We start from the raw sequence: 23,988 nt of genomic DNA, 5'->3' as shown, positions 1-23,988 counted from the left end.
TGCAATGGCCTGCTGCCGGTTTTTCGGACACCAGGTTAAGCTAGCATAGCTTGCTCCTCGAACTCGACGGGGATCAGATAGCCCAGTGTCGAGTGCCTACGCCGCGGGTTGTAGAAGCGCTCGATGTAATCGAACACATGCGCCCTGGCGGCATCTCTCGTCCTGTAGACCTTACGGGCTGTGCGCTCGGTTTTCAGCGACGAGAAGAAGCTCTCCATCGCAGCATTGTCCCAGACATTGCCCGACCGGCTCATCGAGCAGGTGATGTCGTTATCGGCCATTAGGCGCTGGAACTGCTCGCTCGTATATTGCGATCCTTGATCGGAATAATGCAGCAGGCTGTCCGGTTTGTCTCGGCGCCAGATCGCCATGATGAGGGCGTCGGTGACGAACTGCGCCGTCATCTCGGCCTTCATCGCCCAGCCGACGACACGGCGAGAGAAGATCGACCACGGCGGCAACGTAGAGCCAACCTTCTGCGGTCCAGATGTAAGTGAAGTCGGCAATCCATTTCTGGTTCAGAGCCGATGCCTTGAAGGCGCGGTCGAGGAGGTTGTCCGACACTGCCGCTCGCTCGCACGTATCCTTCGGCAGCCCACGTCGGCGTGGACGTGCACGCAGGCCGTTCTCCCGTATCAGCCGTTCGATGCGATGCAGGCCGCAAGTAGGCCTTCAGCCAATAAGTCGTGCCAGACGCGGCGGCGGGCGCCATAGGTGCGGTCGCCGCGCTCGCCGCATTCTTGTGCCGCGAGGAAGCCAGGGGCGTCACCATGGAGAACATCCGGACCACCGGCGGCGCGTTCTGGCGGCGTCAGTCGAATCCGGCACGCAACGAGGCCGCGGGATTTCAGGGTTGCATGCTGGCCGCGGTGAGGGGTTGGACTTCCGTCAGGAAGGACACCACCACCGAGGGCAGGGCGGCCGAGTTCGGCATATGGGTGCCGCAACCGGCGACGAGGCTTCGCTTGTCGATGGTTTTCCCGAGGTGGCGCCATATGGTGCGGGTGGCGTAGGGCAGGTTGTTGTTGCGCCAGGACACCCCCATCGTCAGGCCGCGCAGATATCGGCGCTGATGGATCTCGAACGGCATCAGGATGGTCTGGCCGAAGGTCGGCGCGTCGCCGCTCGTCAATTCCGTGAGGAAGATGCGCTGGCGCCGGTAGGCGGCCAGGCCGGCATAGCGCGACCGCTGCGCGATGCCGCCTTCACGATCCATGATCCGTTCCAGCGATGTTACCAGCACCTGGCCCCCTTTTTCCCGCAGATGGGCACAAGAACAGACTATCCGGCCGGGCCAGGACAGCGACGTGTGCCATGTCTGGTAAAAGCCCAGATAGGGGCGAAGCGCCTTGATGTCGCCGGGAAAAGCATCGGCGAGCGGCCCTTCGCTCGCAATGGTGTGCTGTTGTTCGTTGAGCCTGCGCCAGAAGACGGGCGAGGGCAGATCGAAATCAACGGGATCGAGGCCAAACGCCGCCGCGATCCGCAGGCGATTGTGTGGCGACGGCTCCGTTCCGGCATTGAGATAGCGGTTGAATTGCTGCCTGTTGACGCCGATTGCCCGGCACAGTTCGGATATCGACTTGCGGGTGCTGCACGCCAGCTTGAGGTTGGCGGTGAAGTTGCCGGGAACAGGGTTCATCGGAATAGCGTAAACTCGCTTAAAATCGCGTCAAGTAACGAAATTGCAACGCGGCAAGCCGGGGCCATTATCGTCGGCGAAACGTTCCGGATAAGAGATCTCGAATGACCGAGCTGGACTGGATACTGAACCTTTCACGCCGCCGCTTCCTGCAGGGAAGCGCAATTCTGGGGCTTTCGGCCGCTGCCGGCTCGCTCGCATCGCCGGTCCGCGCGCAGGCGCCGGTGCGCGGCGGCGATCTGAGGCTGGGCCTCGACGGCGGCGCCTCGGCCGACACGCTCGATCCCGCGCTGGCGTCGGCAAGCGTCGCCTTCATCGTCGCGAATTGCTGGGGCGACACGCTGGTGGAATCGGACCCCAAAACGGGTGCGCCGCTTCCCTCGCTGGCCGAGTCCTGGACCCCATCTCCCGATGCCAAGGTGTGGACCTTCAAAATCAGGCAGAACGTCCGTTTCCATGACGGGAAGCCGATGACGGTCGCCGACGCGGTTGCCACGCTGCGCCGCCATGCTGGCGAGAAATCGCAGTCAGGCGCGCTCGGCCTGCTGACGGGGATAAGCCAGATTGAGGAGCAGGCCGGAAATCTGGTCATTACGCTCAAGGAAGGCAATGCCGACCTGCCGCTGGTACTCACCGACTACCATCTGCAAATCCAGCCCGGTGGCGGCGTCGACAACCCCAACGCCGCGATCGGCACCGGCCCCTATAAATTGAAGAGGTTCGAGCCCGGCATCCGCGTCACCTTCGAAAGGAATTCCGAGGACTGGCGCCAGGACCGCGGCTATGTCGACAGTGTCGAGATCACTGTCATGAACGACCTGACGGCCCGCATCAGCGCGCTCCGATCCGGCCAGGTCGATTTCATCAATGTGGTCCAGCCGAAGGTCGTGCCGCTGCTGAAGCGTGTTCCCAATGTCGAGATCCTGCGCACGGCCGGCAAGGGCTTCTATTCTTTCCTCATGCACTGCGACACCGCGCCGTTCGACAACAACGACCTGCGCATGGCGCTGAAATACGCCATAGACCGGCAGGAGATCCTTAAGCAGGTCGTGGGCGGTTTCGGCACCATAGGAAACGACTATCCTGTCAATGCCAACTACGCGCTCGCGCCGACCGATATCGAGCAGCGCGCCTATGATCCCGACAAGGCCGCTTTCCACTACAAGAAGTCAGGCCATGACGGGCCGATCCTCCTGCGTACCTCCGAAGCGGCTTTCTCGGGCGCGGTCGATGCCGCCCAGCTCTTCCAGATCAGCGCGGCCAAGGCGGGCATAAAGATCGACGTGCGGCGCGAACCGAGCGACGGCTACTGGACCGAAGTCTGGAACAAGCAGCCGTTCTGCGCTTCCTACTGGGGTGGGCGCCCGACGCAGGATGCGCGCTATTCCACTTCCTACGTTTCCGACGCGCAGTGGAACGACACCCGTTTCAAGCGTCCCGATTTCGACAAGCTGGCGATGCAGGCGCGCGGGGAACTGGACGAGACCAAACGCCGGGCGCTCTATCGCGACATGGCGATGATGGTGCGCGACGAGGGCGGCCTGATCCTGCCGGTGTTCAACGATTTCCTGAACGCTTCGTCGAGCCGGTTGAAAGGTTTCGTCCATGACATCGGCAACGATCTTTCCAATGGTCGTCTCGCGAGCCGGGTCTGGCTCGAGGGCTGATCCGACCTGACCGGACGATTTCATCCACCCGCCCGGCGGCAGCGGTCCCGCGTGCCGCGCCCAGGCTTTTTTCACCGTTGGTTTCATGGCGAATATGAATTTTCAGGTCATCGAGAACGAATGGATCGTCCTGGAGGACGGCACCCGGCTTGCCGCCCGTATCTGGATGCCGGAAGGCGCGCGGCCGGAGGCCCGCGTGCCGGCGGTGCTGGAGTTCCTTCCATACCGCAAGCGCAACGGCACCGCTGCGCGCGATGAATCCACCTACCCGGTGTTTGCCGCTGCCGGCATTGCCGGCGTGCGCGTGGACATTCGCGGCTGCGGCGAATCCGACGGCGTCATCGACGGCGAATACACGCCGCGCGAGCTTTCCGACGCGGCCGAGGTGATCGCCTGGATCGCGGCGCAGCCATGGTCGAACGGCAATGTCGGCATGATGGGCATTTCCTGGGGCGGGTTCAACGCATTGCAGGTGGCTGCCCTGAAGCCGCCGGCGCTCAAGGCGGTGATCTCGATCGCATCGACGGTCGACCGCTACAATGACGACATCCACTACAAGAACGGCACGCATCTGTCGGCGCAGCTTTCGTGGGCCGCGACCATGAATGCCTACCAGTCGCGTCCGCCGGATCCTGAACTGGTCGGAGGGCGCTGGCACGATATGTGGCTGGAGCGGCTGGAACAGCAGCCGTTCTTCATGGAGGAGTGGCTTTCCCACCAGCGGCGGGACGAATTCTGGCGCCACGGCTCGATATGCGAGGATTTCGACGGGTTCCCCGTGCCGGCGCTGGTGATCGCCGGCTGGGGCGATGGCTACCGCAACACGCCGCTGAAAGCCGTTGCCGGAATGCCCGAAAAGGCCTGGGCCCTGATCGGGCCGTGGGTCCACAAATATCCGCATTTCGCCTATCCGAAGCCGCGAACCGATTTCCACGCCGAAGCCATCGCATGGTGGCGCCGCTGGCTGTGCGCGGAGCCGAACCGGGCGGAAGAGACGCCGCGGGTGCGGGCCTATATCCTCGACGGGCCGCGGCCCCGGCGTTGGCGCGAGAGGGATCCCGGCTACTGGATCGCCATCGATGAATGGACGCGGCCGGAGACGATCGTGCTGCGCCCGGACGCCGCTGGCCGGCTGGAGCACGCCCCGGCAGAAGCCGCGCACGGCCACGCATTGCTGCGTTCGCCGCTGGACACGGGCACCGCTGCCGGCGAGTTCTTCACGCTCAAGCCGGATGCGGAGATGGCCGGCGATCAGCGTCCCGACGATGCCGGCTCGCTGGTCTTCGACGGCGAAATCCTCGCCGAGGACTGCGTCGTTCTCGGTCAGCCAATCGTGCGCTTGTCGCTTTCCAGCGATGCGCCGCTGGCGAACCTTGCCGTGCGGCTGGTGGACGTCCATCCCGACGGCATGGCGACACGCGTCAGCTACGGCGTGCTCAACCTCGCGCACCGCAACGGCAATGCCGATCCGCAACCGCTCAAGCCCGGCGAACCGGTCGAGATCGCGCTGACCCTCGATGCCTGCGGCTATCGTTTCGCGCCGGGGCACCGCATGCGCCTGTCCATCTCCAGCGCCTATTGGCCGACGATCCTGCCGCCGCCTTACGACGCGACGCTGGCGATCGACCTTGCGACGCTGGAACTGGAGCTTCCCAGGCTGGGTGCCCACAGCCGGATCGAGATGGCGGAACCGTCCAATCCCGATCCTTTGCCGCGCTACGAAAATCTGGCGGAGGGGGCGTCGAGGCGCGCGGTCGAGCGCGATCTGGAGCAGGGCGTCACACGGTACAAGCTGTATGAGGACACCGGCCTCAACCGGCACCCCGGCAACGGGCTGTGCTCGCGCGACATCCGTGAGGAAGTCTGGTCCGTGGCGCTGGACGATCCGCTTTCGCTTGCTGCCGAGCTTCGCTGGACTTGCGTTACCCAGCGCGAAGGCTGGAGCGTGCGCACCCACTCGACCACCTCCTTGTCCTGCACCGAGACGGAATGGGTGATTTCGGAGCGGATGGAAGCGTTCCATGACGACCGGCTCGTCTTCGAGCGCGATAGGAATGCCCGAATCCCGCGCGATCATATGTAGGACGGAACAGGTATAGCGGCGGTACCGCGGACAGTTCGCGTCAAACGCGGCCTTCTTGAACGCCCGACTGCGGAAATCCAACGGAGTATGGAACCGCCAGATGCGCAATGCACATGGCGTTTGCCATGGTGCCGCCGTTGTTTCTCCCCGTTCGGCGCGACCGTCGCGCGGAACCCATGCCATTGTTTTGTGTGCAATGCACAATATTGCCTTGCGACCACGGGCAGACGACAAAAAAGTATCATTTGTTTTCATGTAGCGTGGTGGCAGACTGACCGGCTCGACCCTAGTGTTTCACAGGTGCGGCCATCGACCTCCAACAATAAACTGGCACGGCCGCCGACAGGGAGGCAGGGACATGGAGCCCGATCTGGAACTGGTCCAGATAAGACCCGGCGAATCCTTCGCCGCCTGGTCGCACGGCTATCCTTTCCGCACCGTGCGCTGGCACTTCCATCCCGAGTATGAACTGCACATGGTCGTTTCGACCACCGGCCGCTATTTCGTCGGCGATTTCATCGGTGAGTTCGAGCCGGGCAACCTGGTGCTGACCGGACCGAACCTGCCGCACAACTGGGTCAGCGACATTGCGGCCGGAACCACCGTGCCCGTGCGCTGCCGCATCGTCCAGTTTTCGGAAGAGGCGATCCGGGGGATGCAGTCGGCGCTGCCGGAGCTTGCCGGCCTGCAACCGCTCCTGGAAAGTGCCCGGCGCGGCGTTCTGTTCCCGACCGCCACCAGCCAGGCCGTGGCGCCGCTGATGCTGGAGCTGATGGAGGCGCAGGGCATTCGGCGCATCGAGCTTTTCCTGCAGATTTTCGGCTGCCTCAGCCGCAGCGCCGGCGCCCAGGCGCTGGCCAGCGCCGGCTACCTGCCGGACCCGTCGGGCTACATGTCGGCCGGCACCAACAAGGCGCTCGAATACATCCGCCAGAATCTCACCAAGCCGTTCGGTGAATCGGACCTGGCGGCGATCGCCGGGCAATCGACCAGCACGTTCTCGCGGGCGTTCCGCAAGCATACGGGCATGTCGCTGGTCCAGTACGTGCGGCGGCTGCGCATCAATCTCGCCTGCCAGATCCTGATGAGCGACGAGGATGCGCCGATCACGGAAATCTGCTTCGAGGTCGGCTTCAACAACCTGTCGAACTTCAACCGGCAATTCCTCGCAGAAAAGGGAATGCCGCCGACGAAATTCAGGCGCCTGATGTCGGAGAACATCGACCTGGCCGAAGCGGCCTGACGGCCGGACACTGGAATTACGACTGCAACCGGAGGAACCACCATCATGAGACTACACGCCGCATTGCTGGCTGCCAGCGCCGTCGCGCTGACGCTGTCCGTCTCCGCCGCCAGCGCGCAGGAGGCCGCGACCGTCGCCTTCCTGATGCCGGACCAGGCGTCCACCCGTTACGAGCAGCACGACTATCCCGGCTTCAAGGCGGAGATGGAAAAGCTCTGCGCCAAATGCACGGTGATCTACCAGAACGCCAATGCCGACGTCGCCTTGCAGCAGCAGCAGTTCAATTCGGTCATCACCCAGGGCGCCAAGGTGATCGTGCTCGACCCGGTCGATTCGGCCGCCGCCAGCGGACTGGTGACGCTCGCCCAATCACAGGGCGTCAAGGTCATCGCCTATGACCGCCCGATCCCCGACAAGCAGGCGGACTACTACGTCTCCTTCGACAACGAAGGCATCGGCAAAGCCATCGCGGAATCGCTTGTCGCCCACCTGAAGGCGACCGGCGTGGCGGAAGGCTCGGGCGTGCTGGAGATCAACGGCTCGCCGACCGACGCCGCTGCCGGCCTGATCCGCGACGGTGTCCACAAGGGCCTCGAGAATTCCGGCTACAAGACGCTGGCCGAGTTCGATACGCCCGAATGGGCGCCGCCGAAGGCGCAGGAATGGACGGCCGGCCAGATCACCCGCTTCGGCGCCAAGATCAAGGGCGTGGTCGCGGCCAATGACGGCACCGGCGGCGGCGCCATCGCCGCCTTCAAGGCGGCCGGCGTCAACCCGATCCCGCCCGTCACCGGCAACGATGCGACGATCGCGGCCCTTCAGCTCATCATCTCGGGCGACCAGTACAACACCATCTCCAAGCCGTCCGAGATCGTCGCCGCCGCCGCCGCCAAGGTCGCCGTCGCCTTCCTCAAGGGCGAGACGCCGGCACCGAAGACGACGCTTTACAACACGCCCTCCGAGCTCTTCGTGCCGGCGGTCGTGACCCAGGAGAACATCAAGGCGGAGATTTTCGACAAGGGCATCCAGAAGCCGGAGGAAATCTGCACCGGCGAGTATGCCGAAGGCTGCAAGAAGCTTGGGATCACCAAGTAATCAGGTCTAACGTAGGCCCCGGCCGCACGGCGCGGCCGGGCGCGCTTGGCCCAAGCGCATCGTCTTGAAGGAGGCCGATCCCGTGACACCGTCCCGCGAGCCGATCCTCAAACTCAGGAATGTTTCAAAACGTTTCGGTGCCGTCTCGGCGCTGACCGACATCGACCTCGACGTCTATGCCGGCGAGGTCGTGGCGCTGGTCGGCGACAACGGTGCGGGCAAGTCCACGTTGATCAAGATCCTCGCCGGCGTCCACCAGCCCAGCGCGGGGACGATCGAGTTCAACGGCCAGGAAGTAACGCTCGACAATCCCGGCAAGGCGCTCAGCATGGGCATGGCGACCGTGTTCCAGGACCTTGCGCTGTGCGAGAACCTCGACGTCGTCGCAAACCTCTTCCTCGGCCACGAACTGTCGCCCTACCACCTCGACGAGGTGCAGATGGAGGTGCGCGCCTGGACGCTGTTGCAGGAACTGGCGGCGCGCATTCCGTCCGTGCGCGAGCCGGTCGCCTCTCTGTCGGGCGGCCAGCGCCAGACAGTCGCCATCGCGCGGTCCCTGCTGCTCGATCCCAAGATCATCATGCTGGACGAGCCGACGGCGGCACTCGGCGTGGCGCAGACAGCGGAAGTGCTGAACCTGATCGACCGGGTGCGCTCGCGCGGCCTCGGCGTCATCGTCATCAGCCACAACATGGAAGACGTGCGTGCGGTCGCCGACCGCATCGTGGTGCTGCGCCTGGGCCGCAACAACGGCATCTTCACGCCGGAATCGTCCAGCCACGAACTGGTCGCTGCCATCACCGGTGCGACCGAAAATTCCGTCTCGCGCCGCGAGGTGCGCAAGGCCGCCGAGGCGCAGGAACAGGGGCAGGTTTGATGGACCAGAAAAACAGCTCCGACAAGGACGTCCCGAACAGGCAGGCGCTCGACCGCAGCGATACGCGCGTCAGCCATGAAGAAGGCATTTTCGACGCCGCGCGCAGCTTCATCGACCGGGTCCGCACCGGCGACCTCGGCATGTTGCCGGTGGTGGTCGGCCTGATCCTGATCTCCGTCGTCTTCTCCAGCCTGAACCCGGTGTTTCTCGCTCCAAACAACCTGGTCAACCTGCTGTTCGACTGCGCCACCGTCGGCATCATATCGCTCGGCATCGTCTGCGTCCTTCTGCTTGGCGAAATCGACCTGTCGGTCGGCTCGATGAGCGGCTTCGCCTCGGCGCTGGTCGGCGTGCTGTGGGTCAATTCCGGATGGCCGGTAGCCGGCGCCATCGTGGTCGCCGTGCTGGCCGGCATGGCCGTCGGCGCGGTTTATTCGTTTCTCTTCAACCGGCTGGGGATGCCGAGCTTCATCGCCTCGCTGTCGGGTCTGCTCGCCATCCTGGGCATGCAGCTTTACATCCTCGGCCCGACCGGCTCGATCAACCTGCCTTACGCTTCGCCCCTGGTGGCCTTCGGCCAGATTCTCATCATGCCGGCCTGGCTGTCGCATCTGCTGGCGCTGGTTCCCGGCATCGTCATGATCGTCTCCAGCCTGTCGGCGATGCGCCGCCGCAAGGCCGCCGGGCTGACGGCCGAGCCGGTGACGATCCTGGTGACGAAAGCGGTGGCGCTGACGGTGCTCATCGAATTCGCGGTCTACTATCTCAACCGCGGCCGCGGCGTGCCGTGGATGTTCGGCTTCTTCGTCCTGCTCGTCGTCAGCCTCGACTACGCGCTGACGCGCACCAAATGGGGCCGCTCGATGTTCGCCGTCGGCGGCAACAGGGAAGCGGCGCGGCGCTCCGGCATCAACGTCAAGCAGATCTACACCTCGGCCTTCCTGCTGTGCTCGACCCTGGCGGCGGTCGGCGGCGTGCTTTCGGCCGCGCGGCTCGCCTCGTCCAGCCAGCAGGCCGGCACCGGCGACGTCAACCTCAACGCCATCGCCGCCGCCGTCATCGGCGGCACCAGCCTGTTCGGCGGGCGCGGCAGTGCCTATTCCGCCCTGCTCGGCATCATCGTCATCCAGGCGATCTCGAACGGACTGACGCTGCTCAACCTGTCGTCGTCGCTGCGCTACATGATTACCGGCGGCGTGCTTGCCGTCGCCGTCATCGTGGATTCGCTGGCACGCAGGTCGCGCGTGAGCCATGGCCGAGCATGATCCCGCATGCTGACGGAGTAAGACAATGACAGAGCCTCTCAAAAACAAGGTCGCGGCGGTGACCGGCGCGGCATCGGGCATCGGGCTGGAATGCGCACGGCAGATGCTGGCGGCCGGGGCGAAGGTGGTGCTGATCGACCGCGCGGAAGACAGACTGGAGGCCCTGTGCGCCGAGCTCGGCTCCAACGCGCTGCCGCTGGTGGTCGATCTGCTCGACGGCAAGCAAGTGTCGGCCATCATGCCGCGCATTGAGGCCCTGGCCGGCGGACTGGACATCTTCCACGCCAATGCCGGCGCCTATATCGGCGGCGCGGTGGCCGAAGGCGATCCGGACGCATGGGACCGGATGCTCAATCTCAACATCAACGCCGCCTTTCGCAGCGTGCACGCTGTGCTGCCGCACATGATCGCAAAGAAGTCGGGCGACATCATCTTCACCAGTTCCGTCGCGGGCGTCGTGCCGGTGGTGTGGGAGCCGATCTACACCGCCTCGAAATTCGCGGTGCAGGCCTTCGTGCACACGGTGCGCCGTCAGGTTTCGCAGCACGGCGTGCGGGTCGGCGCGGTACTGCCCGGCCCGGTGGTGACGGCGCTCCTCGACGACTGGCCGCAGGCCAAGATGGACGAGGCGCTTGCCAACGGCAGCCTGATGCAGCCGAAGGAAGTCGCCGAATGCGTGTTGTTCATGCTGACGCGGCCGCGCAACGTCGTCGTGCGCGATCTCGTCATCCTGCCCAACAGCGTCGACCTTTGAGGACCTCATGGCCGACCACTTCATAGGCGTCGACGTCGGCACCGGCAGCGTTCGCGCCGGCGTATTCGACGCGGCCGGCACGATGCTCGGCGTAGCCAAGCAGGATATCCGCCTGTGGCGCGAGGCCGGCGACGTGGTCGAGCAGTCCAGCGACGACATCTGGAGCGCGGTGTGCAAGACCGTGCGCGAGGCGGTCGCCGCCGCGAAGGTGCCGGCCGCTTCCATCGCCGGTCTCGGCTTCGACGCCACCTGCTCTCTGGTGGTGCTGGGCCAGGACGGCAAGCCCATGTCCGCCGGACCGTCAGGGGACGCGCAGCGCAACGTCATCGTCTGGATGGATCATCGCGCCACCGACCAGGCCCGCCGCATCAACGCAAGCGGAGAAGGTGTGCTGCGCTATGTCGGCGGCAGCATTTCTCCCGAAATGGAAACGCCGAAGCTGCTGTGGCTGGCGGAAAAGCTGCCGCGAACCTTCGCCGATGCCTGGCGCTTTTTCGACCTCGCCGATTTCCTCACCTGGCGCAGCAGCGGCAGCATGGCGCGATCGGTCTGCACCGTCACCTGCAAGTGGACCTATCTCGCCCACGAGAGGCGCTGGGACGAGACCTATTTCCGCACTGTCGGGTTGGGGCGGCTCGCCGATGAAGGTTTCGAGCGCATCGGCACCGAGATCGTGCCCGCCGGCACACCGCTCGGCGCCGGCCTTACCGCGCAGGCGGCCGCGGAACTGGGGCTGGCCGAAGGCACGGCGGTCGCCGCCGGCCTGATCGACGCCCATGCCGGCGGCATCGGAACGGTGGGTGCGCGCGGCGGACCGGGCGACGTGCTCAGCCGCATGGCCTATGTCTTCGGCACCTCGGCCTGCACCATGACGACGACGCGCGACCCCGCCTTCGTCGACGGCGTCTGGGGACCGTATTTTTCGGCCATGGTGCCGGGCCTGTGGCTGAACGAGGGCGGCCAGTCGGCAGCCGGCGCGGCACTCGACCATCTGGTGAGGATGCATCCTGCCAGTCCCGAGGCGGCGGCGCTGGCTTCCGCGCAGGGGATCGGCCTCGGCGCATGGCTGGCCGGCGAAGCCGAGCGCCGGGGCGGCGCGCCCGCCATTGCGGCGCTGGTGGGCCGCCTCATCGTCGTGCCGGAATTTCTCGGCAATCGGGCGCCGTTCGCCGATCCGGACGCGCGAGCGCTGATCGCCGGCATCGGCATGGATACTGGCCTCGATAGCCTTGTCGGCCTCTATCTGGCCGGAGTCGCGGGCATCGGCTACGGCGCCCGCCAGATCGTCGAGGCGCAGCGCGCGGCCGGCATCTCGACCGACACGATCGTCGTCAGCGGCGGCGCCGGCCAGAACCCGCTGGTGCGGCAGGTGCTGGCCGATACGACCGGCCTCGCCGTCGCGGCCTCGACGTCGCCGGAGCCCGTCCTGCTCGGCTCGGCGATCCTCGCCTCGGTCGCCGCCGGCAGCCACGCCTCGGTGGCCAATGCAATGACCGCGATGTCCGAACTCGGCAACGTCTACCTACCTGACCCGCAGCTTCGGCACTGGCACGACAGGCGCTTCGCAGCATTCGAGGCCCTGCAGCGCGTCGGTCGCGACACAAACGCAGGCGGCGATTGACGGCAAAGGCCGCCCCCGATGCTGCCAGTCGGCAACGCGCCGCCATCCCAGCCGTTCAACGCTTGTCCGCAGCTTCCCGGAAGCTGCCATTATCGTGGTGATCCACAATCACGCTGATGGCATAAAATTCACAGGCAGGGGGCGCTCGCCCATTTCCGTAGGGGCGGAAACGGGAAAAAGGAGCGCGAAATGAAGCTACTGAACTCAGCGATCGCTGTTATCTGTGCTGCGTCGTCGGTCATCCCTGCCTGCGCGTTTGCCGCAACTGCCACTGGCAATCTCAACGTCCGAATCACGATCCAGAACGAATGCAAGGTGGTCAGCGCGGCTGATCTCGATTTCGGCACCAAGGGGGTCATCGACGCCAACATTGACCAGACGACGACGATCGGAATTCAGTGCACGAACACCACTCCCTATACCGTTGGCCTTGGCGTGGGCAACGGGACTGGGGCAACCACCGCCGTCCGCAAGATGACAGGCGCGGCATCCGCTACGATCAACTATACGATTTACCGGGATACGGCGCGCACTCAGGCCTGGGGTAACACTGCGGGGACCGACACCGTTGCCGGAACGGGTAATGGCGCTGTCCAGAATATCACGGCTTATGGCCGCGTTCCGGCCCAGAATACCCCGGCACCGGGCGTCTACTCCGATGTCGTCGCGATCACCGTAACCTACTGATCCGACGCACGGGAGGGGAAAACAGTGCTTTCCGTTTTGAAAGGATTCTGCGGGGTCGCTGCGATCCTGCTGGCTGGTGTGCCAACAGCGCAAGCTGCCTCGTTGCGGGTTGCGCCGACCACAGTCGAGCTGATCGCACCCGACAGCGCGGCCACATTCACGCTGCGCAACGAGGCGACAAGGCCGCTGAATGTGCAGATAAGGGTCTTCCGCTGGACGCAGGAAGGCGGCTCGGAGCAGCTGGAGCCGACATCCAGCGTGGTCGCCAGCCCGCCGGCCACGAAGCTGAAGCCGAGCGCCGACTACACGATCCGCGTCATCCGCGTCGATAAATCCCCCGTCAAGACGGAGGAGAGCTATCGCGTGGTCGTCGATGAATTGCCCGATCCGTCGCGCAAGAAAGCCGGAACGGTCAATCTCGTTGTCCGCTACATGATCCCGGTCTTCTTCCGGAATGCCGACGCGGGTGGCCCGGAAGTCAGCTGGCAACTGAAACGGTCGGGCGGCTCGCTGGAACTGGTCGGCCGGAACAAGGGCGGCAGCAGGCTGCGTCTTTCCGATCTCAAGCTGACGCAGGGCGCAAAGACGATTGCCAGTCGCAAGGGGTTGGTCGGCTACGTGCTCGGCGGCGCGACCATGGAGTTTCCGGTGGGGGGCGGAACCCGTCTTGGCGGGGGCAAAGTGAAGCTGTCGGCAAACAGCGCCGCCGGACCGATCTCGGCGAGTGTCGCTGTCGGCAACTAGGCTTTCGTTCTGTGTCCTGGCTTCGGTTTTCCTTATGTCGTCCGCATTAGCGGAACCTCAGGCAACCGACATAACGAATCCGGAACCACAGACGCCAGCAGCGGAGGACTTGTACCTCGAGGTCTTCATCAATGATGCCTCGACCAAACTGATCGGCAATTTCAAGCGGTTGCCGGACGGACAGCTTGCGACGACTCCGGAAGAACTGACCGAGGTCGGGCTGAAGCCCGTCGAAAGTGCGGAGACTCCGGACGGGCTGGTCGTCCTCGACAGGTTGCCGTCGGTCGGCTTCCGGGTCGATCAGGCCGGGCAGCGCATTTATGTCACCACCACGAACGAGGCGCGCTCCACCAAGATCATCGACGCCGGGGCAGACGAAAAGGAGGACCGCCTCGATCCAAGTTCCAGTTACGGCGGCGTCCTGAACTACTCGCTGTTCGCCAGCTCGAATTCACTGACCGACCGGGAAGAGGACGACATTTTCCAGGGTATCTCCGGCAGTTTCGACGCCCGGATTTTCAGCCCGTACGGCACGCTCAGCCAATCCTTCATCGCAGGCTATTCGAACGACGAATTCGAGCCGTTCAGAAGGCTCAACACCACCTGGACGTACTCGGATCCTAAAAGAATGCTGACCTATCGGGTCGGCGACTTTGTCTCCGGCGGTCTTCCCTGGACACGCCCGGTTTTCATGGGCGGCGTGCAGATCGAGCGCAATTTCGCCCTCAGACCGGACCTGGTCACTCTGCCCTTGCCGTCGTTTTCGGGGACCGCGGCGGTTCCCTCGACGCTGGAGGTCTACGCCCAGAACGCCCGAACCTATGCAGGCGATGTCGGTTCCGGCCCCTTCGAGGTCGTCAACATCCCCGCCATCACCGGCCAGGGGCAAGCGAGAGTTGTCCTGCGGGATGCCCTCGGGCGCGAGACCGTCACGACGCTGCCCTACTATTCCTCGAGCATGTTGCTGCGTAAGGGGCTGCTCGATTTCTCGGCCGAGGCCGGGTTTCCCCGGCGTGATTTCGGCATCGAGTCCGACAACTACGACCAGAGACTGATGGGTTCCGCGAGCGCACGCTACGGCGTCGCGGACTGGCTGACGCTGGAAGGCCACGTCGAGGGCGGCGAGGATCTGGTCAACGGCGGCGCGGGCATGGCTTTCCCTCTTGGAGGTTACGGTGCCGCATCGCTTGCCGTCGCGGGCAGCTATCACGATGGCCAGAGCGGGATGCTTGCGAATGCTACTGTCGAGCTCGGCTACGATGGGTGGACGTTCTACGGGCGGATTCAGCGGGCCTTCGGCGACTACGAGGATATCGCCTCGATCACCGCCGAGCCCGCATTCGGAACGGATGGCCTGCCAATTTACAGCGCAGGCGTGCCACGGGAGATTGACCAGGCCACGATCAGCATGCCGATACCGCTGGATTTCTCGAACCTCAATCTCTCCTACACGAACATCAAGGACGCTGATGGCGTCCGGAGCCAGATCGTCGGCGTTTCCTATAGCCAGCGGGTTTTCAAGAACAGCACGTTTTATGCAACGGCCTTCAAGGATCTCGACGACAACGACAGCTTCGGCATCTTCGCCGGGCTCTCGATCCCGTTCGACAACGATATCAATGCCTCGACGGGTGTCGAAGACGGACCTGACGGCGTTAGGGGCTTCGCCGAGCTTACGAAATCGGAGCAGCTCGAAAACGGAAGCGTGGGCTGGAGGCTGAAGACCTCCGAAGGCGACGTTCCCCATCGCATGGCATCTGCCAGCTACAGGTCGTCCGTCGGGCGGGCCGAAGCCACCGTCGAGCAGTATGACAAGGATGTCCGGGCCACTGCGGAATTTGATGGCGCGATCGCCGTTGCCGGAGGCGGTGTGTTCGCCACCAATCGGATCGACGACGCGTTCGCCGTGGTCAACGTCGGGGCGCCCGATGTCGACGTGCACTACCAGAACAGGCCGGTTGGGAAGACCGACAGCCGCGGCCGGATTATCGTGCCTGACCTGCGCTCTTACGAGCGCAACACGGTTTCCATCGATCCGGGCAATCTTCCTGTCGATGCCGACGTTCCTGAGACCAAGGAAATCGTCGTGCCCGCCGACCGTAGCGGCGTCGTTGTCGATTTCGGCGTTTCTGACACGCCGGACGCGGCCCTGGTTTCTTTCGTCGACGCGAACGGAGCCGCGCTTCCCGTCAGCTCGGCCGGCACCCTGGATGGAAGTTCGGAATCCTTCGTCATCGGCTACGACGGCGAGGCCTACATTCGCGCGCTCAAATCGAACAACAGCGTCACGATCGATCTCGGGGACGGCAATTCCTGCCAGGCGCGGTTTGCCTACCGGCCGACCTCCGGCAAGCAGGTTTCAATCAAGGATGTGGTGTGCCAATGAGGGTGGGCTCGAAAGCGGTCGTCTTTTTGGTCGTCAGTTTTCTGCCTGTGGCGGCATGGGCACAAAGCTGCAACTTCAGCATATCGGCATTGAACTTCGGCCAGGTCGATACGCTTTCGGGCGCTCAGACGACCAGCAGCGCGACACTGAACGTAAGTTGTTCGGGCACTCCTTTGGCCAGAATCCTTGTCTGTCCGAACATCGGCAGCGGGTCAGGCGGAGCGACCGCTGCCGCAAGGCAGATGCTGAACGGAACGAGTCCGCTGAATTTCCAGCTCTATTCTGATTCCGCCCAAAACCTTGTCTGGGGTTCGTACACGTGGCCATATCCGGCACGGCCGCCAGCACTGGCCGTGACGCTCGGGGCGCTCGGATCGGCAACCGGATCGAGCGTCATTTACGGTTCCGTGCCCGGCGGTCAGGGGACGGCTCCACCCGGCAGCTATCTTTCCAGCTTCTCCGGCAACAATACGGAATTCCGGTATCGCTACACCACCTCAAGCGATTGCAGTACGCTCACGGGAACTGTCGCCCGCCCCAGCTTCAACGTGACGGCGTCGGTTGCTGCGAACTGCAGGGTTTCGACGCAGACCGTCGACTTCGGAACCAAGGGGGTTCTGTCTTCGAATGTCGATGCCACAGGCCAGGTCAGCGTCAGTTGCACGCCAGGGGCGAACTACTCAATCAGCCTCGACAATGGGCAGACCGGCACCGGTCCGACCAGCCGACGCATGACCTTGGGCACAATGGGGATCACCTACGGCCTCTATCGGGACGCTGCACGCAGCCTGCCATGGGGCAGCACTGTCGGAACGAACACCGTGGCTGGAACGGGCACGGGCGTCGCAGTCGGCATCCCGGTCTATGGACGGGTTCCTTCCCAGACGACGCCCGCGCCCGGCACATATACGGACACAGTCGTTGTGACGGTCACCTATTAGGGTTCGGACCCATAAATCACTTCCATCGAGTGGGCTTGCGTGATTCCCAGTCTCCAGATGGAGGCCGTTGATGAATCGGGACTATTTCTGGCTGACGGATGCGCAGTTCGCCAAGCGGGAGGTATAGGTAAGCCAGGCCATCCAGATGATGCCGAGAGCCCAACCTGCCACAATCCAGATCGACTGTGCCGCGGAAAACCCTTCAGTCCCGGCGATCCAGCCTTGCGCGATGTAGGCCAGGCCGGAGAGGCCGATCAGTGATCCGATCGAGCGGGGCAGTTGCGAGGAGAGGTATGCCGCCCCCGCGAGAAGCAGCAGCGCGCCGCCCAGCGCAAAATCCTGATAGCTCCGGATGCCCCATTCGAGCCAGCGGATCGACTCGGCTACCGCAAAGCGCGCGGCCTTCTCCGCCTCCGGCGCGGCCGCCCAGGCGCTCACCGACTCCTTGAGGGCGACGCCGTCCACGGCCTGCAGTGCGGCGTAGAGCGCCAGCGCGGCCACCGTCGCCGCGGCCCCGAGCCGCGCCAGCCATCGCCCTGCACCCGTTTCGGAATTGAAGGCTGACGCAAACACGAGCAAACCGGCAAGAAGAACGGCCATGCTTCCGAACTGGCCGATATGCACCAGGCCCCAGATTCGGCTGTGAGCATAGGTTTCGAAGATCTCGTGGTGCTGATTGGCGTTCCCACCCGCATGCAACTGGGTGACGATGATGTAGCCGAACTGGCCTGCAAGCAGGAGCGAACCGGCGAGCCGGAATCTGCCGTGCTCTGTGAAGCTGTTGTTGTTCATGGCGATTCCCCTCGATCACCGATACGAATTGGAATCGATAGGTTCGTAGCGGGCGATGCCGATGTCCCTGAGGCGGCGGTCGCTCAGGGTGGCCGGAATGAGCGTATCCCGACGACGGCGGCGACGGGCGGTCAGATCGTTGATGATGCGGTTGATGAACATGTCTTGACTCCATTTGTCGAATGAAGCGCATGTACCGTTTGCCGTCGTAGCTGGATTGAATGTAGCGGCTGAAATCCGTGCGCCGGTGGGTCGAGAGCGGCGCATTGCAGTACGCTGGAACAGAACGATGCAGGTGACAGGGATCGGGCGCGTAATCTTTTGGAGCGGCGGCAACCTTTGGATCGGTCTCGCCGTCGACCCGGTACCCCTGCATGCACATCATGCCATCCAGATCGCCCTCGGGTTCGATGCTCCGGTCGAGTTCCGTCGTCGACCGGACGATGCCTGGACCGCTTACCCGCGCGGCGTCCTGATCCGCCCGGGAGTCCCGCATGAGTTCAAGGCACCGGGGCGGCGAGTGGCCAATATCCTTTTCGAACCGGAATCGGAACTCGGTCGGGCACTGCTGGAGCGTCACGCGGAAAGTGATATCGTTGCGCTCGACGACGATGTTCGGGACCTGGCACGCTGCTACGACGCAGGCGCTTCCGACGAAACGCTGATCGAGCAAACACTGACCCTGATATCTCGCCTGTCTGGCGGAACGAGGCCGCGCAGGCCGACGGACTCACGGGCGATCCGGGCCATACAGTGGATCAGCGCGCATCTCGACCAGCCATTGTCGCTCGCCGACATTGCCGACATTGCCCGCCTCAGCGAAGAACGGATGCGGCATCTCTTCGTCGCCGAGACCGGTATTGCCTTCCGGCCCTACGTTTTGTGGACGCGTCTCAACAAGGCGCTCGAACTCGGACTCGGCGGCATGTCCTGGACGGAGGCCGCCCATGCGACGAACTTTTCGGACTCGGCCCATCTGACGCGCACTTGCCGACGTATGTACGGGCTGGCTCCGACATCGGTAAAGATCGAGCGTACAGCGCTTTCCGGCCAGCAGATCGCATGACGGCCCCCGGCGAAGGTCGGGAAAAACAGCGCGGTCTTCGTATTGAGCATCTCCACCACGACGCTGTCGCGCAGAACGCGCCCGTGCCGCAGGTGTTTCGGTTTCTTCCGCCACGCTGGAAGGAAAGATCATCCTTCCGCCGGGGGAGTTGTTACTCCCGCACCGTGACGAAGCCAAAAGTGGTTGAAGATCAGGCGGGCATCCGCTTCAATCTGCCGATGGCTTCGCTGAAATCGACAATCCGTCAAATCTGGCTTCGCACATTTGCCGCGATCGGCATCACTGCCGCCATTGTCGTCGCGTGGTGGATGAAGGTGGAAGACGCTCGCATGCCGGACACGCCACCGCAGGTCACCTTTGGAAAGCCCGTCAACGTAGGGCGCGCTGTCTTCACGCCGCAGAAGCTCACCGTCGAGAAAGGCCCGCCATCGACTACAGCACGTTCGCAGGCCGGCCGGTCGCTGGTCCTTACCGGACGGCTCGAGAATGTGACGAGCACGAGCCAGGCGGCGATATTGGGGCCGGCGGAAAAGCTGCCGGCGCTTTCCTCGGGCGGCACAGATTTTCCGCCGCCGATGATTTATCTCGTCCGCGACAGGGAGCTGCTGAAGCAGCTTGAACCGCGCATAAGCGAGGATGTCGCGATCGTCTGGGACCTTCCGGCGGATTGGCGCGCGCAGAATGTGACGATCGAATTCAGTGCGCAGCAATTCAAGCTCAGGGACAATCTCTATGCCAAGGCAAGCTGGCTGCTGTTCTATCCGGCCGGCATCCTGAATGCGCGGCCGGAGCCCGGGGCATGAGCCGTCTTGCCAATCTCGTGGCCGTCGTGCTCGGCGGTGGAATGCTGGGGACGATGATGAACACGCTGCCGGGCTATGACAGCAGTTTCCAGCCTTTCGCCGTTCATTCCGACGAGAACGGCGTCGGGCAAGGACGATTGTTCACGGCTGAACTGATCGGCCTCAGCTCGGCCGGCGCTGTTTCCTATACGCGGTACGGGAAGAATGTCGTTCGTGATACGTCCGCCACTTTTCTGGTCGCCGAGCTTTCGATTTCGGCGCGGGAGGAGTCCCGGCAGGTCGAGGCAATCTGGCTTGGGGCAACCGGCCGTCAATACAATCAGTCGGCTCGTCTCGAAGACGCACCCCGCGTCCTTTCCGAGGCCCGGTTCGAGCCAGGTTTGACCGATCGGCCGCTAGCCGTATTCGAACTGCCCGATGACGAGATCGCCGGCGGGCGGCTGGTGCTGATGGCGCGCGGCAGTATGCTCATGGACAGCGCCGTGCATTTTGCCCCGCCTGCATCGGCACCGGAAAAGCAAGCCATGCTGAGGCTCGGCCCATGAGACAGACGCTCTGGCTCGGGACCACACTCGTGTTGTTCGCAACCATGCTCGGCCTGCTGGCGTGGCCCGATCTCAGAGACCTTTCCCATCAGCGGGAATGGAATATCGTCCGTGCCGATGCTGCCGAAGGAGAGCTCGCCGGTCTTCGCGTCGGCGTGCGGGAAGCACGCGCGGCCGTTGTCGACAGCAGGCCGGATCGTGCGCTGCTCCATGTGCGTCTCGAACTTCAGGGCATGACCGAAGCCGCGAAGTCATGGGTGGATTGCCGTGCCAGCCTGCGAGGAGAGGGCGGCGAGACGTGGTTGCCGCTCCATGACTACAGGATACGCGACGCCATCAAGATTTTGGCGCCGGACGGAAAGGACAATGGCGATTGCAATACTCTGGCTGTCCCGGAGGCTGGCTCGGCAGCGTTCGACCAGATCTATCGCCTGCCTGCATCAGCGCTCGACAACCTGACCTTGCATGTCTCGGGCTCCGGGACGCGCCCGGCAGCGCTGGCTTTTAAGATCAGGCCGACGGTGCGCACCTTCAAACCGGAATGAATGCAGGGTTTGCCGATCAGTTTTGCGGCAGCGGTGCCGCGCCGGTTGCTGACTGCTGCTGGGCACGCCCGGCCAGTTCCAGACCTGCCGCGAGGATGCAGAACTGAACGACAACGACGAGCAGGCCGTCTTGCGGCTGGCCTGGAAAGCCAAACAGCATGTTCAGCGGATGTTCCGCCACTCGCCACACCAGCGGATCTTGCGGACCGATGAGCTGCGTCGCACCGATCCAGGCCCATCGCCCCAACCAGTCTGCAAGACGCCAGAGCACTATGACGGAGACGGTGAGGGCGGCGCCGGCCGAGGCCGCCAGCAGCACGCCGTTGACCACCGCGTGCCACCGCTTCACCGTTCCACCCCAGAAATAGCCGATAAAGTCGGTGATGGGCTTCGGCAGCCGGGTCCAGCGGTTCAGCATGCGGCCCGTTATCCGTTCTGTCGTGCTGGTCATCATGTTCAGATCGTGACCATAGATGATCGCGCCGAGATTGAACCAGATCAATGGCAGGGCCGCATACCAGAACAGCGATGTCAGCCATTGCCAAAGCTCGAATTGGGGAGGCCAATCTACCGGCCGCATCGCCGGACTCATCACTTCGGCACCGGCTGCCAAGACCAATGATCGCAAAAGCTCCTGCGGCGAAGGGAGCTGCGAAAGCCATTCCACGAACTGAGCCTGCCAGCCGGAAATCAGATAGAGGCCAAGCAGGACCCAGGTCGCCTCGCATGCAACAACGAACAGCGGCCAAACGCGATTGCCTGTCTTCTCGTGCCGTTCCTTGGCGGCTCGACGCAGCACCCATATGATGAGGACCGCCATACCGACCCACAATGAACTCTGCACCTCCAGCGCGGTGGGGGCGGACTTTTCCGGATGCAGGAAATCGATGCGACTCATCTGGGTGTCGAGGAACAGTTTCGAATAGTCTCGCAACGTGTTCGACAGGAAGCCCCAGGCTGCATAATAGCCATAGAACGGAATGAGCACCGCCAGCAGGGCGCCGGTGAAAAATCCGCCATCGCGTGCCTCGGGCTCGGTCGTTTCCGTTTCAGGAGATTGGCGCCGACTTCGCAGCTGCCACAGTCCGTCGCGCAAGGTGATGAACATTGCTGCGAAGACGAGAAGCTGAAGCAAGATGACAGGCGCCAGCGCGACGAGGCCCGCAAACCGGCTGAGGATACCAATTTCAACTGCGCCGCGCAGCAGCAGGATATTGAGAAGGTTGCCGCCCATCCATATCGCGCTGAGCGGCGCGCCGAAACGCAGGAGAAGGTTTGCGCTCAGCCTGATATGGGCGCCGATAACATTCAAGGTTTCGGGCATGTGTCGTCGCGGGCCTCCGGGCAAACTGTTGCCTGGCTGTCAAGGTTCCCGCCCCGTCGGAATCTTATTGTAGGCCACCGCACTATCGAAAAGAAAGGGGCGATGGTGAGCCTAAATCTTCGACGCCTGTAGATTCACCATCTGAGGGGATGGCTGCTTTAGCATCGCAGCTTTCGAAACGAGATCGCCGGCCGCGGCCCGCTCAGCAATCGGGACCCGAATGGATGGCAGGTTCTGGGCGACGACGGCAGCGAGCCCAAACGCCGCCGCCATTGCGAGCCATGGCCGGCCGCGAGCAAACTCTCAAGTTCTATTCGAAGGACGGTCAGCACCCTGCCGACAAAACCTCTGCGGCAATCTCCTCAAAAAAAAAGCGCGACGGATTCCACGATACGGAATCCGTATCTTGAATGAGGTGGCCCCGGAGGGAATCCTGCCAGCCACCAACAGTCTGCTTTCTGGGAGGAAAAGATGTCGACAGGCATGGGTGCGCCGCTCGAAGAGGTTGCACAGGCGTCAGCGGCGCTCATCGACGATCCGAAGACGCACGAATTCCGCAAATCGCTCGGGGTGTGGCATGTCGTCGGCTTGGCGATGGCCGACGTATCGCCGACGATGGCCGTGCTTCTGTTGACGGGAGGCGTTGTCTCCATCAGCGGCACGTTCACCATCGGTGCCTGCCTGATATTGAGTGCCGTGGTCGTCCTGATAGCGCTCTGCCTGGGCGAACTGGCGGCGCGCAACCCCTCGGCCGGCGGCATGTATTCGATCGTCAAGGACGTGCTGCCGGCGCCGATCGCCTGGATCACGCTGCTGAACTACGTGCTGCAGGGCATCTTCATCCCCGCCGCCCTGGTTCTCGGCATCGCCGTCTTCCTGAGGGACCTGTTTCCTGGCCTCGGCGTCTCCAATGAACTGGTGGCATTCGTGGCCCTGATTGCCGCCGGGCTCATTGCGTTGACCCGCGTGGAGGTCGGCGCATGGACGACCGCGGTGATGGTCGTCGTCGAAGTGGCGGTGCTGGGCATCATCACGGTGGCCGCAGTCCTCAACTGGAACCAGGATCTCGCTGCAGTGACCATGGCGCCCGTCCATGTGGTCGACGGCAACCTCGTGCCGGTGACCTTTGCAATTGCCATCACGGCGTTGGCACCCGCCTTCAACATCATCAACGGCTATGACGCGACGTTGGGCTTCGCCGAGGAAATGCACGACGGGCGGCATCACATCGGCAAGGCGGTCGTCATCACGGCGCTCTTGGCCAGCGTTCTGATCACCGTGCCGTTCACCGCGGCGGTCGTGGCGGCGCCCGACCTGTTGGCCTTCCTGACAAGCCCCACGCCGGTGGTCTACTCTGTCGAGCAGGCGCTCGGGTCCTCCGCCAAGGCAGTCGTTGACATTGGCGTCATCATCGCCCTGTTCAACGGCGCACTTTCGCTGATCATGTACTTCGCGCGCGGCGTTTTCGCCACCGGCCGGGACCGTCTGTGGCCGGCCGGCGTCAACGAGAGGCTGGGTTCGCTCAACAAGCACGGCGTGCCGGGATGGGGCGTGGTGGCGCTGGTGGTTCCCGCCATTCCGCTGCTTTTCGTGAGCCAACTCGACTGGCTCATCATCTTCGCCGGCACGATGATCGCAGCGGTGTATTTCTGCATCGGTCTGGCGGCGCTGTGGAGCCGCATCAAGGACAGAAATGGTGAGCGCCCGTTCCGGATGCCGCTCTGGCCGCTGCCGGCGCTCGCTGTGACCCTTTTCACCGGTTTCGCGCTGGCGCAGCAAGAAGGCCAGTTCCTGGTCGGCGAACTGGTGCTGGCGGTCGCGGGAGTGGCGCTCTTTGCTCTGTTAAGGACGTGGTCGCGAACCGCCGCATGAAGGCGGGCTCAAGCGGTTCTCCCCAAAATCAGGCCA

Annotated in this window: 21 protein-coding genes and 1 pseudogene; 17 read left to right on the top strand and 5 right to left on the bottom strand. The window is 63.7% G+C overall.

Features of this window, described 5'->3' with window-relative positions:
• Positions 1-35: 35 nt before the first annotated feature.
• Both QU595_RS28785 and QU595_RS28780 read right to left on the bottom strand, forming a co-directional pair.
• Positions 36-722, bottom strand: a pseudogene (locus QU595_RS28785) (IS3 family transposase); the annotation flags it as partial.
• A gap of 125 nt (positions 723-847) precedes the next feature.
• Positions 848-1,642 (bottom strand): helix-turn-helix transcriptional regulator, encoded by a 795-nt coding sequence (locus tag QU595_RS28780; RefSeq protein WP_315928504.1) that lies wholly within the window; start codon positions 1,640-1,642, stop codon positions 848-850.
• Between the two features lie 104 nt (positions 1,643-1,746).
• On the opposite strand from QU595_RS28780, the gene QU595_RS28775 reads away from it, so the two are divergent.
• The 12 genes from QU595_RS28775 (at position 1,747) to QU595_RS28720 (ending at position 17,005) form a co-directional block, all read left to right on the top strand.
• Complete coding sequence (locus tag QU595_RS28775; RefSeq protein WP_315928502.1) at positions 1,747-3,309, top strand: ABC transporter substrate-binding protein; 1,563 nt, start codon at positions 1,747-1,749, stop codon at positions 3,307-3,309.
• An 85-nt stretch (positions 3,310-3,394) separates the two neighbouring features.
• On the top strand, positions 3,395-5,392 hold the full coding sequence (locus QU595_RS28770; protein ID WP_315928500.1) for a CocE/NonD family hydrolase: 1,998 nt from the start codon (positions 3,395-3,397) through the stop codon (positions 5,390-5,392).
• A gap of 358 nt (positions 5,393-5,750) precedes the next feature.
• Positions 5,751-6,635: an AraC family transcriptional regulator gene (locus QU595_RS28765; protein WP_315928498.1), complete on the top strand. Its 885-nt coding sequence runs from the start codon at positions 5,751-5,753 to the stop codon at positions 6,633-6,635.
• 45 nt (positions 6,636-6,680) lie between these two features.
• A complete protein-coding gene (locus QU595_RS28760; protein ID WP_315928496.1) occupies positions 6,681-7,730 on the top strand; it encodes a sugar ABC transporter substrate-binding protein in 1,050 nt (349 codons plus the stop codon).
• Positions 7,731-7,812: 82 nt separating this feature from the next.
• The gene (locus tag QU595_RS28755; protein WP_315928494.1) at positions 7,813-8,607 is read left to right on the top strand and encodes an ATP-binding cassette domain-containing protein; all 795 of its coding nucleotides are present in this window, start codon (positions 7,813-7,815) and stop codon (positions 8,605-8,607) included.
• Positions 8,607-9,872 (top strand): ABC transporter permease subunit, encoded by a 1,266-nt coding sequence (locus QU595_RS28750; RefSeq protein ID WP_315928492.1) that lies wholly within the window; start codon positions 8,607-8,609, stop codon positions 9,870-9,872. The genes QU595_RS28755 and QU595_RS28750 overlap by 1 nt, the downstream gene beginning before the upstream one ends.
• Before the next feature lie 25 nt (positions 9,873-9,897).
• Positions 9,898-10,626, top strand: coding sequence for an SDR family oxidoreductase (locus QU595_RS28745; protein WP_315928490.1), 729 nt, complete (start codon positions 9,898-9,900; stop codon positions 10,624-10,626).
• Between the two features lie 7 nt (positions 10,627-10,633).
• Positions 10,634-12,247: an FGGY-family carbohydrate kinase gene (locus QU595_RS28740; protein WP_315928488.1), complete on the top strand. Its 1,614-nt coding sequence runs from the start codon at positions 10,634-10,636 to the stop codon at positions 12,245-12,247.
• 189 nt (positions 12,248-12,436) lie between these two features.
• Positions 12,437-12,934, top strand: coding sequence for a spore coat U domain-containing protein (locus tag QU595_RS28735; RefSeq protein ID WP_315928486.1), 498 nt, complete (start codon positions 12,437-12,439; stop codon positions 12,932-12,934).
• Positions 12,935-12,958: 24 nt separating this feature from the next.
• Positions 12,959-13,678 carry a molecular chaperone gene (locus QU595_RS28730; RefSeq protein ID WP_410000590.1) on the top strand — a complete coding sequence of 240 codons (720 nt, stop codon included), beginning with the start codon at positions 12,959-12,961 and terminating at the stop codon, positions 13,676-13,678.
• Positions 13,679-13,712: 34 nt separating this feature from the next.
• Positions 13,713-16,064, top strand: coding sequence for a fimbria/pilus outer membrane usher protein (locus tag QU595_RS28725; RefSeq protein ID WP_315928484.1), 2,352 nt, complete (start codon positions 13,713-13,715; stop codon positions 16,062-16,064).
• A complete protein-coding gene (locus QU595_RS28720) occupies positions 16,061-17,005 on the top strand; it encodes a spore coat protein U domain-containing protein (RefSeq protein ID WP_315928482.1) in 945 nt (314 codons plus the stop codon). Before QU595_RS28725 ends, QU595_RS28720 begins: the two co-directional genes overlap by 4 nt.
• A gap of 81 nt (positions 17,006-17,086) precedes the next feature.
• Here QU595_RS28720 and QU595_RS28715 read toward each other — a convergent pair whose 3' ends face one another.
• Both QU595_RS28715 and QU595_RS28710 read right to left on the bottom strand, forming a co-directional pair.
• Positions 17,087-17,797, bottom strand: coding sequence for a hypothetical protein (locus QU595_RS28715; RefSeq protein WP_315928480.1), 711 nt, complete (start codon positions 17,795-17,797; stop codon positions 17,087-17,089).
• A gap of 15 nt (positions 17,798-17,812) precedes the next feature.
• Positions 17,813-17,959, bottom strand: a complete 147-nt coding sequence (locus tag QU595_RS28710; RefSeq protein WP_315928478.1) for a hypothetical protein — start codon at positions 17,957-17,959, stop codon at positions 17,813-17,815.
• Between the two features lie 127 nt (positions 17,960-18,086).
• Here QU595_RS28710 and QU595_RS28705 point away from each other — a divergent pair, with 127 nt between their 5' ends.
• Genes QU595_RS28705 through QU595_RS28690 form a run of 4 tightly spaced genes read left to right on the top strand, consistent with a single transcriptional unit; the run spans position 18,087 to position 20,756 of the window.
• The gene (locus tag QU595_RS28705) at positions 18,087-18,863 is read left to right on the top strand and encodes an AraC family transcriptional regulator (RefSeq protein ID WP_315928476.1); all 777 of its coding nucleotides are present in this window, start codon (positions 18,087-18,089) and stop codon (positions 18,861-18,863) included.
• Positions 18,860-19,666 carry a hypothetical protein gene (locus QU595_RS28700; protein WP_315928474.1) on the top strand — a complete coding sequence of 269 codons (807 nt, stop codon included), beginning with the start codon at positions 18,860-18,862 and terminating at the stop codon, positions 19,664-19,666. Before QU595_RS28705 ends, QU595_RS28700 begins: the two co-directional genes overlap by 4 nt.
• Positions 19,663-20,211 (top strand): hypothetical protein, encoded by a 549-nt coding sequence (locus tag QU595_RS28695; RefSeq protein ID WP_315928473.1) that lies wholly within the window; start codon positions 19,663-19,665, stop codon positions 20,209-20,211. Before QU595_RS28700 ends, QU595_RS28695 begins: the two co-directional genes overlap by 4 nt.
• Positions 20,208-20,756 carry a hypothetical protein gene (locus QU595_RS28690; RefSeq protein WP_315928471.1) on the top strand — a complete coding sequence of 183 codons (549 nt, stop codon included), beginning with the start codon at positions 20,208-20,210 and terminating at the stop codon, positions 20,754-20,756. Before QU595_RS28695 ends, QU595_RS28690 begins: the two co-directional genes overlap by 4 nt.
• Before the next feature lie 16 nt (positions 20,757-20,772).
• Here the strand turns inward: QU595_RS28690 and QU595_RS28685 are convergent, their stop codons facing one another.
• Positions 20,773-22,080, bottom strand: coding sequence for a hypothetical protein (locus QU595_RS28685; protein WP_315928469.1), 1,308 nt, complete (start codon positions 22,078-22,080; stop codon positions 20,773-20,775).
• Positions 22,081-22,551: 471 nt separating this feature from the next.
• Here QU595_RS28685 and QU595_RS28680 point away from each other — a divergent pair, with 471 nt between their 5' ends.
• On the top strand, positions 22,552-23,952 hold the full coding sequence (locus QU595_RS28680) for an APC family permease (protein ID WP_315928467.1): 1,401 nt from the start codon (positions 22,552-22,554) through the stop codon (positions 23,950-23,952).
• The last annotated feature ends 36 nt before the right edge of the window (positions 23,953-23,988 follow it).

Origin of the sequence: Mesorhizobium sp. SP-1A, assembly GCF_032460275.1 — a bacterium.
GTDB lineage: Bacteria > Pseudomonadota > Alphaproteobacteria > Rhizobiales > Rhizobiaceae > Mesorhizobium.
This window is presented reverse-complemented; position numbering and strand designations above follow the sequence as displayed.

What these genes read in the sequence shown, in the direction of transcription:
- QU595_RS28780 (WP_315928504.1), bottom strand. Translation starts at nt 1,642, where the DNA reads ATGAACCCTGTTCCCGGCAACTTCACCGCCAACCTCAAGCTGGCGTGC.
- QU595_RS28775 (WP_315928502.1), top strand. Translation starts at nt 1,747, where the DNA reads ATGACCGAGCTGGACTGGATACTGAACCTTTCACGCCGCCGCTTCCTG.
- QU595_RS28770 (WP_315928500.1), top strand. Translation starts at nt 3,395, where the DNA reads ATGGCGAATATGAATTTTCAGGTCATCGAGAACGAATGGATCGTCCTG.
- QU595_RS28765 (WP_315928498.1), top strand. Translation starts at nt 5,751, where the DNA reads ATGGAGCCCGATCTGGAACTGGTCCAGATAAGACCCGGCGAATCCTTC.
- QU595_RS28760 (WP_315928496.1), top strand. Translation starts at nt 6,681, where the DNA reads ATGAGACTACACGCCGCATTGCTGGCTGCCAGCGCCGTCGCGCTGACG.
- QU595_RS28750 (WP_315928492.1), top strand. Translation starts at nt 8,607, where the DNA reads ATGGACCAGAAAAACAGCTCCGACAAGGACGTCCCGAACAGGCAGGCG.
- QU595_RS28745 (WP_315928490.1), top strand. Translation starts at nt 9,898, where the DNA reads ATGACAGAGCCTCTCAAAAACAAGGTCGCGGCGGTGACCGGCGCGGCA.
- QU595_RS28740 (WP_315928488.1), top strand. Translation starts at nt 10,634, where the DNA reads ATGGCCGACCACTTCATAGGCGTCGACGTCGGCACCGGCAGCGTTCGC.
- QU595_RS28735 (WP_315928486.1), top strand. Translation starts at nt 12,437, where the DNA reads ATGAAGCTACTGAACTCAGCGATCGCTGTTATCTGTGCTGCGTCGTCG.
- QU595_RS28725 (WP_315928484.1), top strand. Translation starts at nt 13,713, where the DNA reads ATGTCGTCCGCATTAGCGGAACCTCAGGCAACCGACATAACGAATCCG.
- QU595_RS28720 (WP_315928482.1), top strand. Translation starts at nt 16,061, where the DNA reads ATGAGGGTGGGCTCGAAAGCGGTCGTCTTTTTGGTCGTCAGTTTTCTG.
- QU595_RS28715 (WP_315928480.1), bottom strand. Translation starts at nt 17,797, where the DNA reads ATGAACAACAACAGCTTCACAGAGCACGGCAGATTCCGGCTCGCCGGT.
- QU595_RS28710 (WP_315928478.1), bottom strand. Translation starts at nt 17,959, where the DNA reads ATGTTCATCAACCGCATCATCAACGATCTGACCGCCCGTCGCCGCCGT.
- QU595_RS28705 (WP_315928476.1), top strand. Translation starts at nt 18,087, where the DNA reads ATGCAGGTGACAGGGATCGGGCGCGTAATCTTTTGGAGCGGCGGCAAC.
- QU595_RS28700 (WP_315928474.1), top strand. Translation starts at nt 18,860, where the DNA reads ATGACGGCCCCCGGCGAAGGTCGGGAAAAACAGCGCGGTCTTCGTATT.
- QU595_RS28695 (WP_315928473.1), top strand. Translation starts at nt 19,663, where the DNA reads ATGAGCCGTCTTGCCAATCTCGTGGCCGTCGTGCTCGGCGGTGGAATG.
- QU595_RS28690 (WP_315928471.1), top strand. Translation starts at nt 20,208, where the DNA reads ATGAGACAGACGCTCTGGCTCGGGACCACACTCGTGTTGTTCGCAACC.
- QU595_RS28685 (WP_315928469.1), bottom strand. Translation starts at nt 22,080, where the DNA reads ATGCCCGAAACCTTGAATGTTATCGGCGCCCATATCAGGCTGAGCGCA.
- QU595_RS28680 (WP_315928467.1), top strand. Translation starts at nt 22,552, where the DNA reads ATGTCGACAGGCATGGGTGCGCCGCTCGAAGAGGTTGCACAGGCGTCA.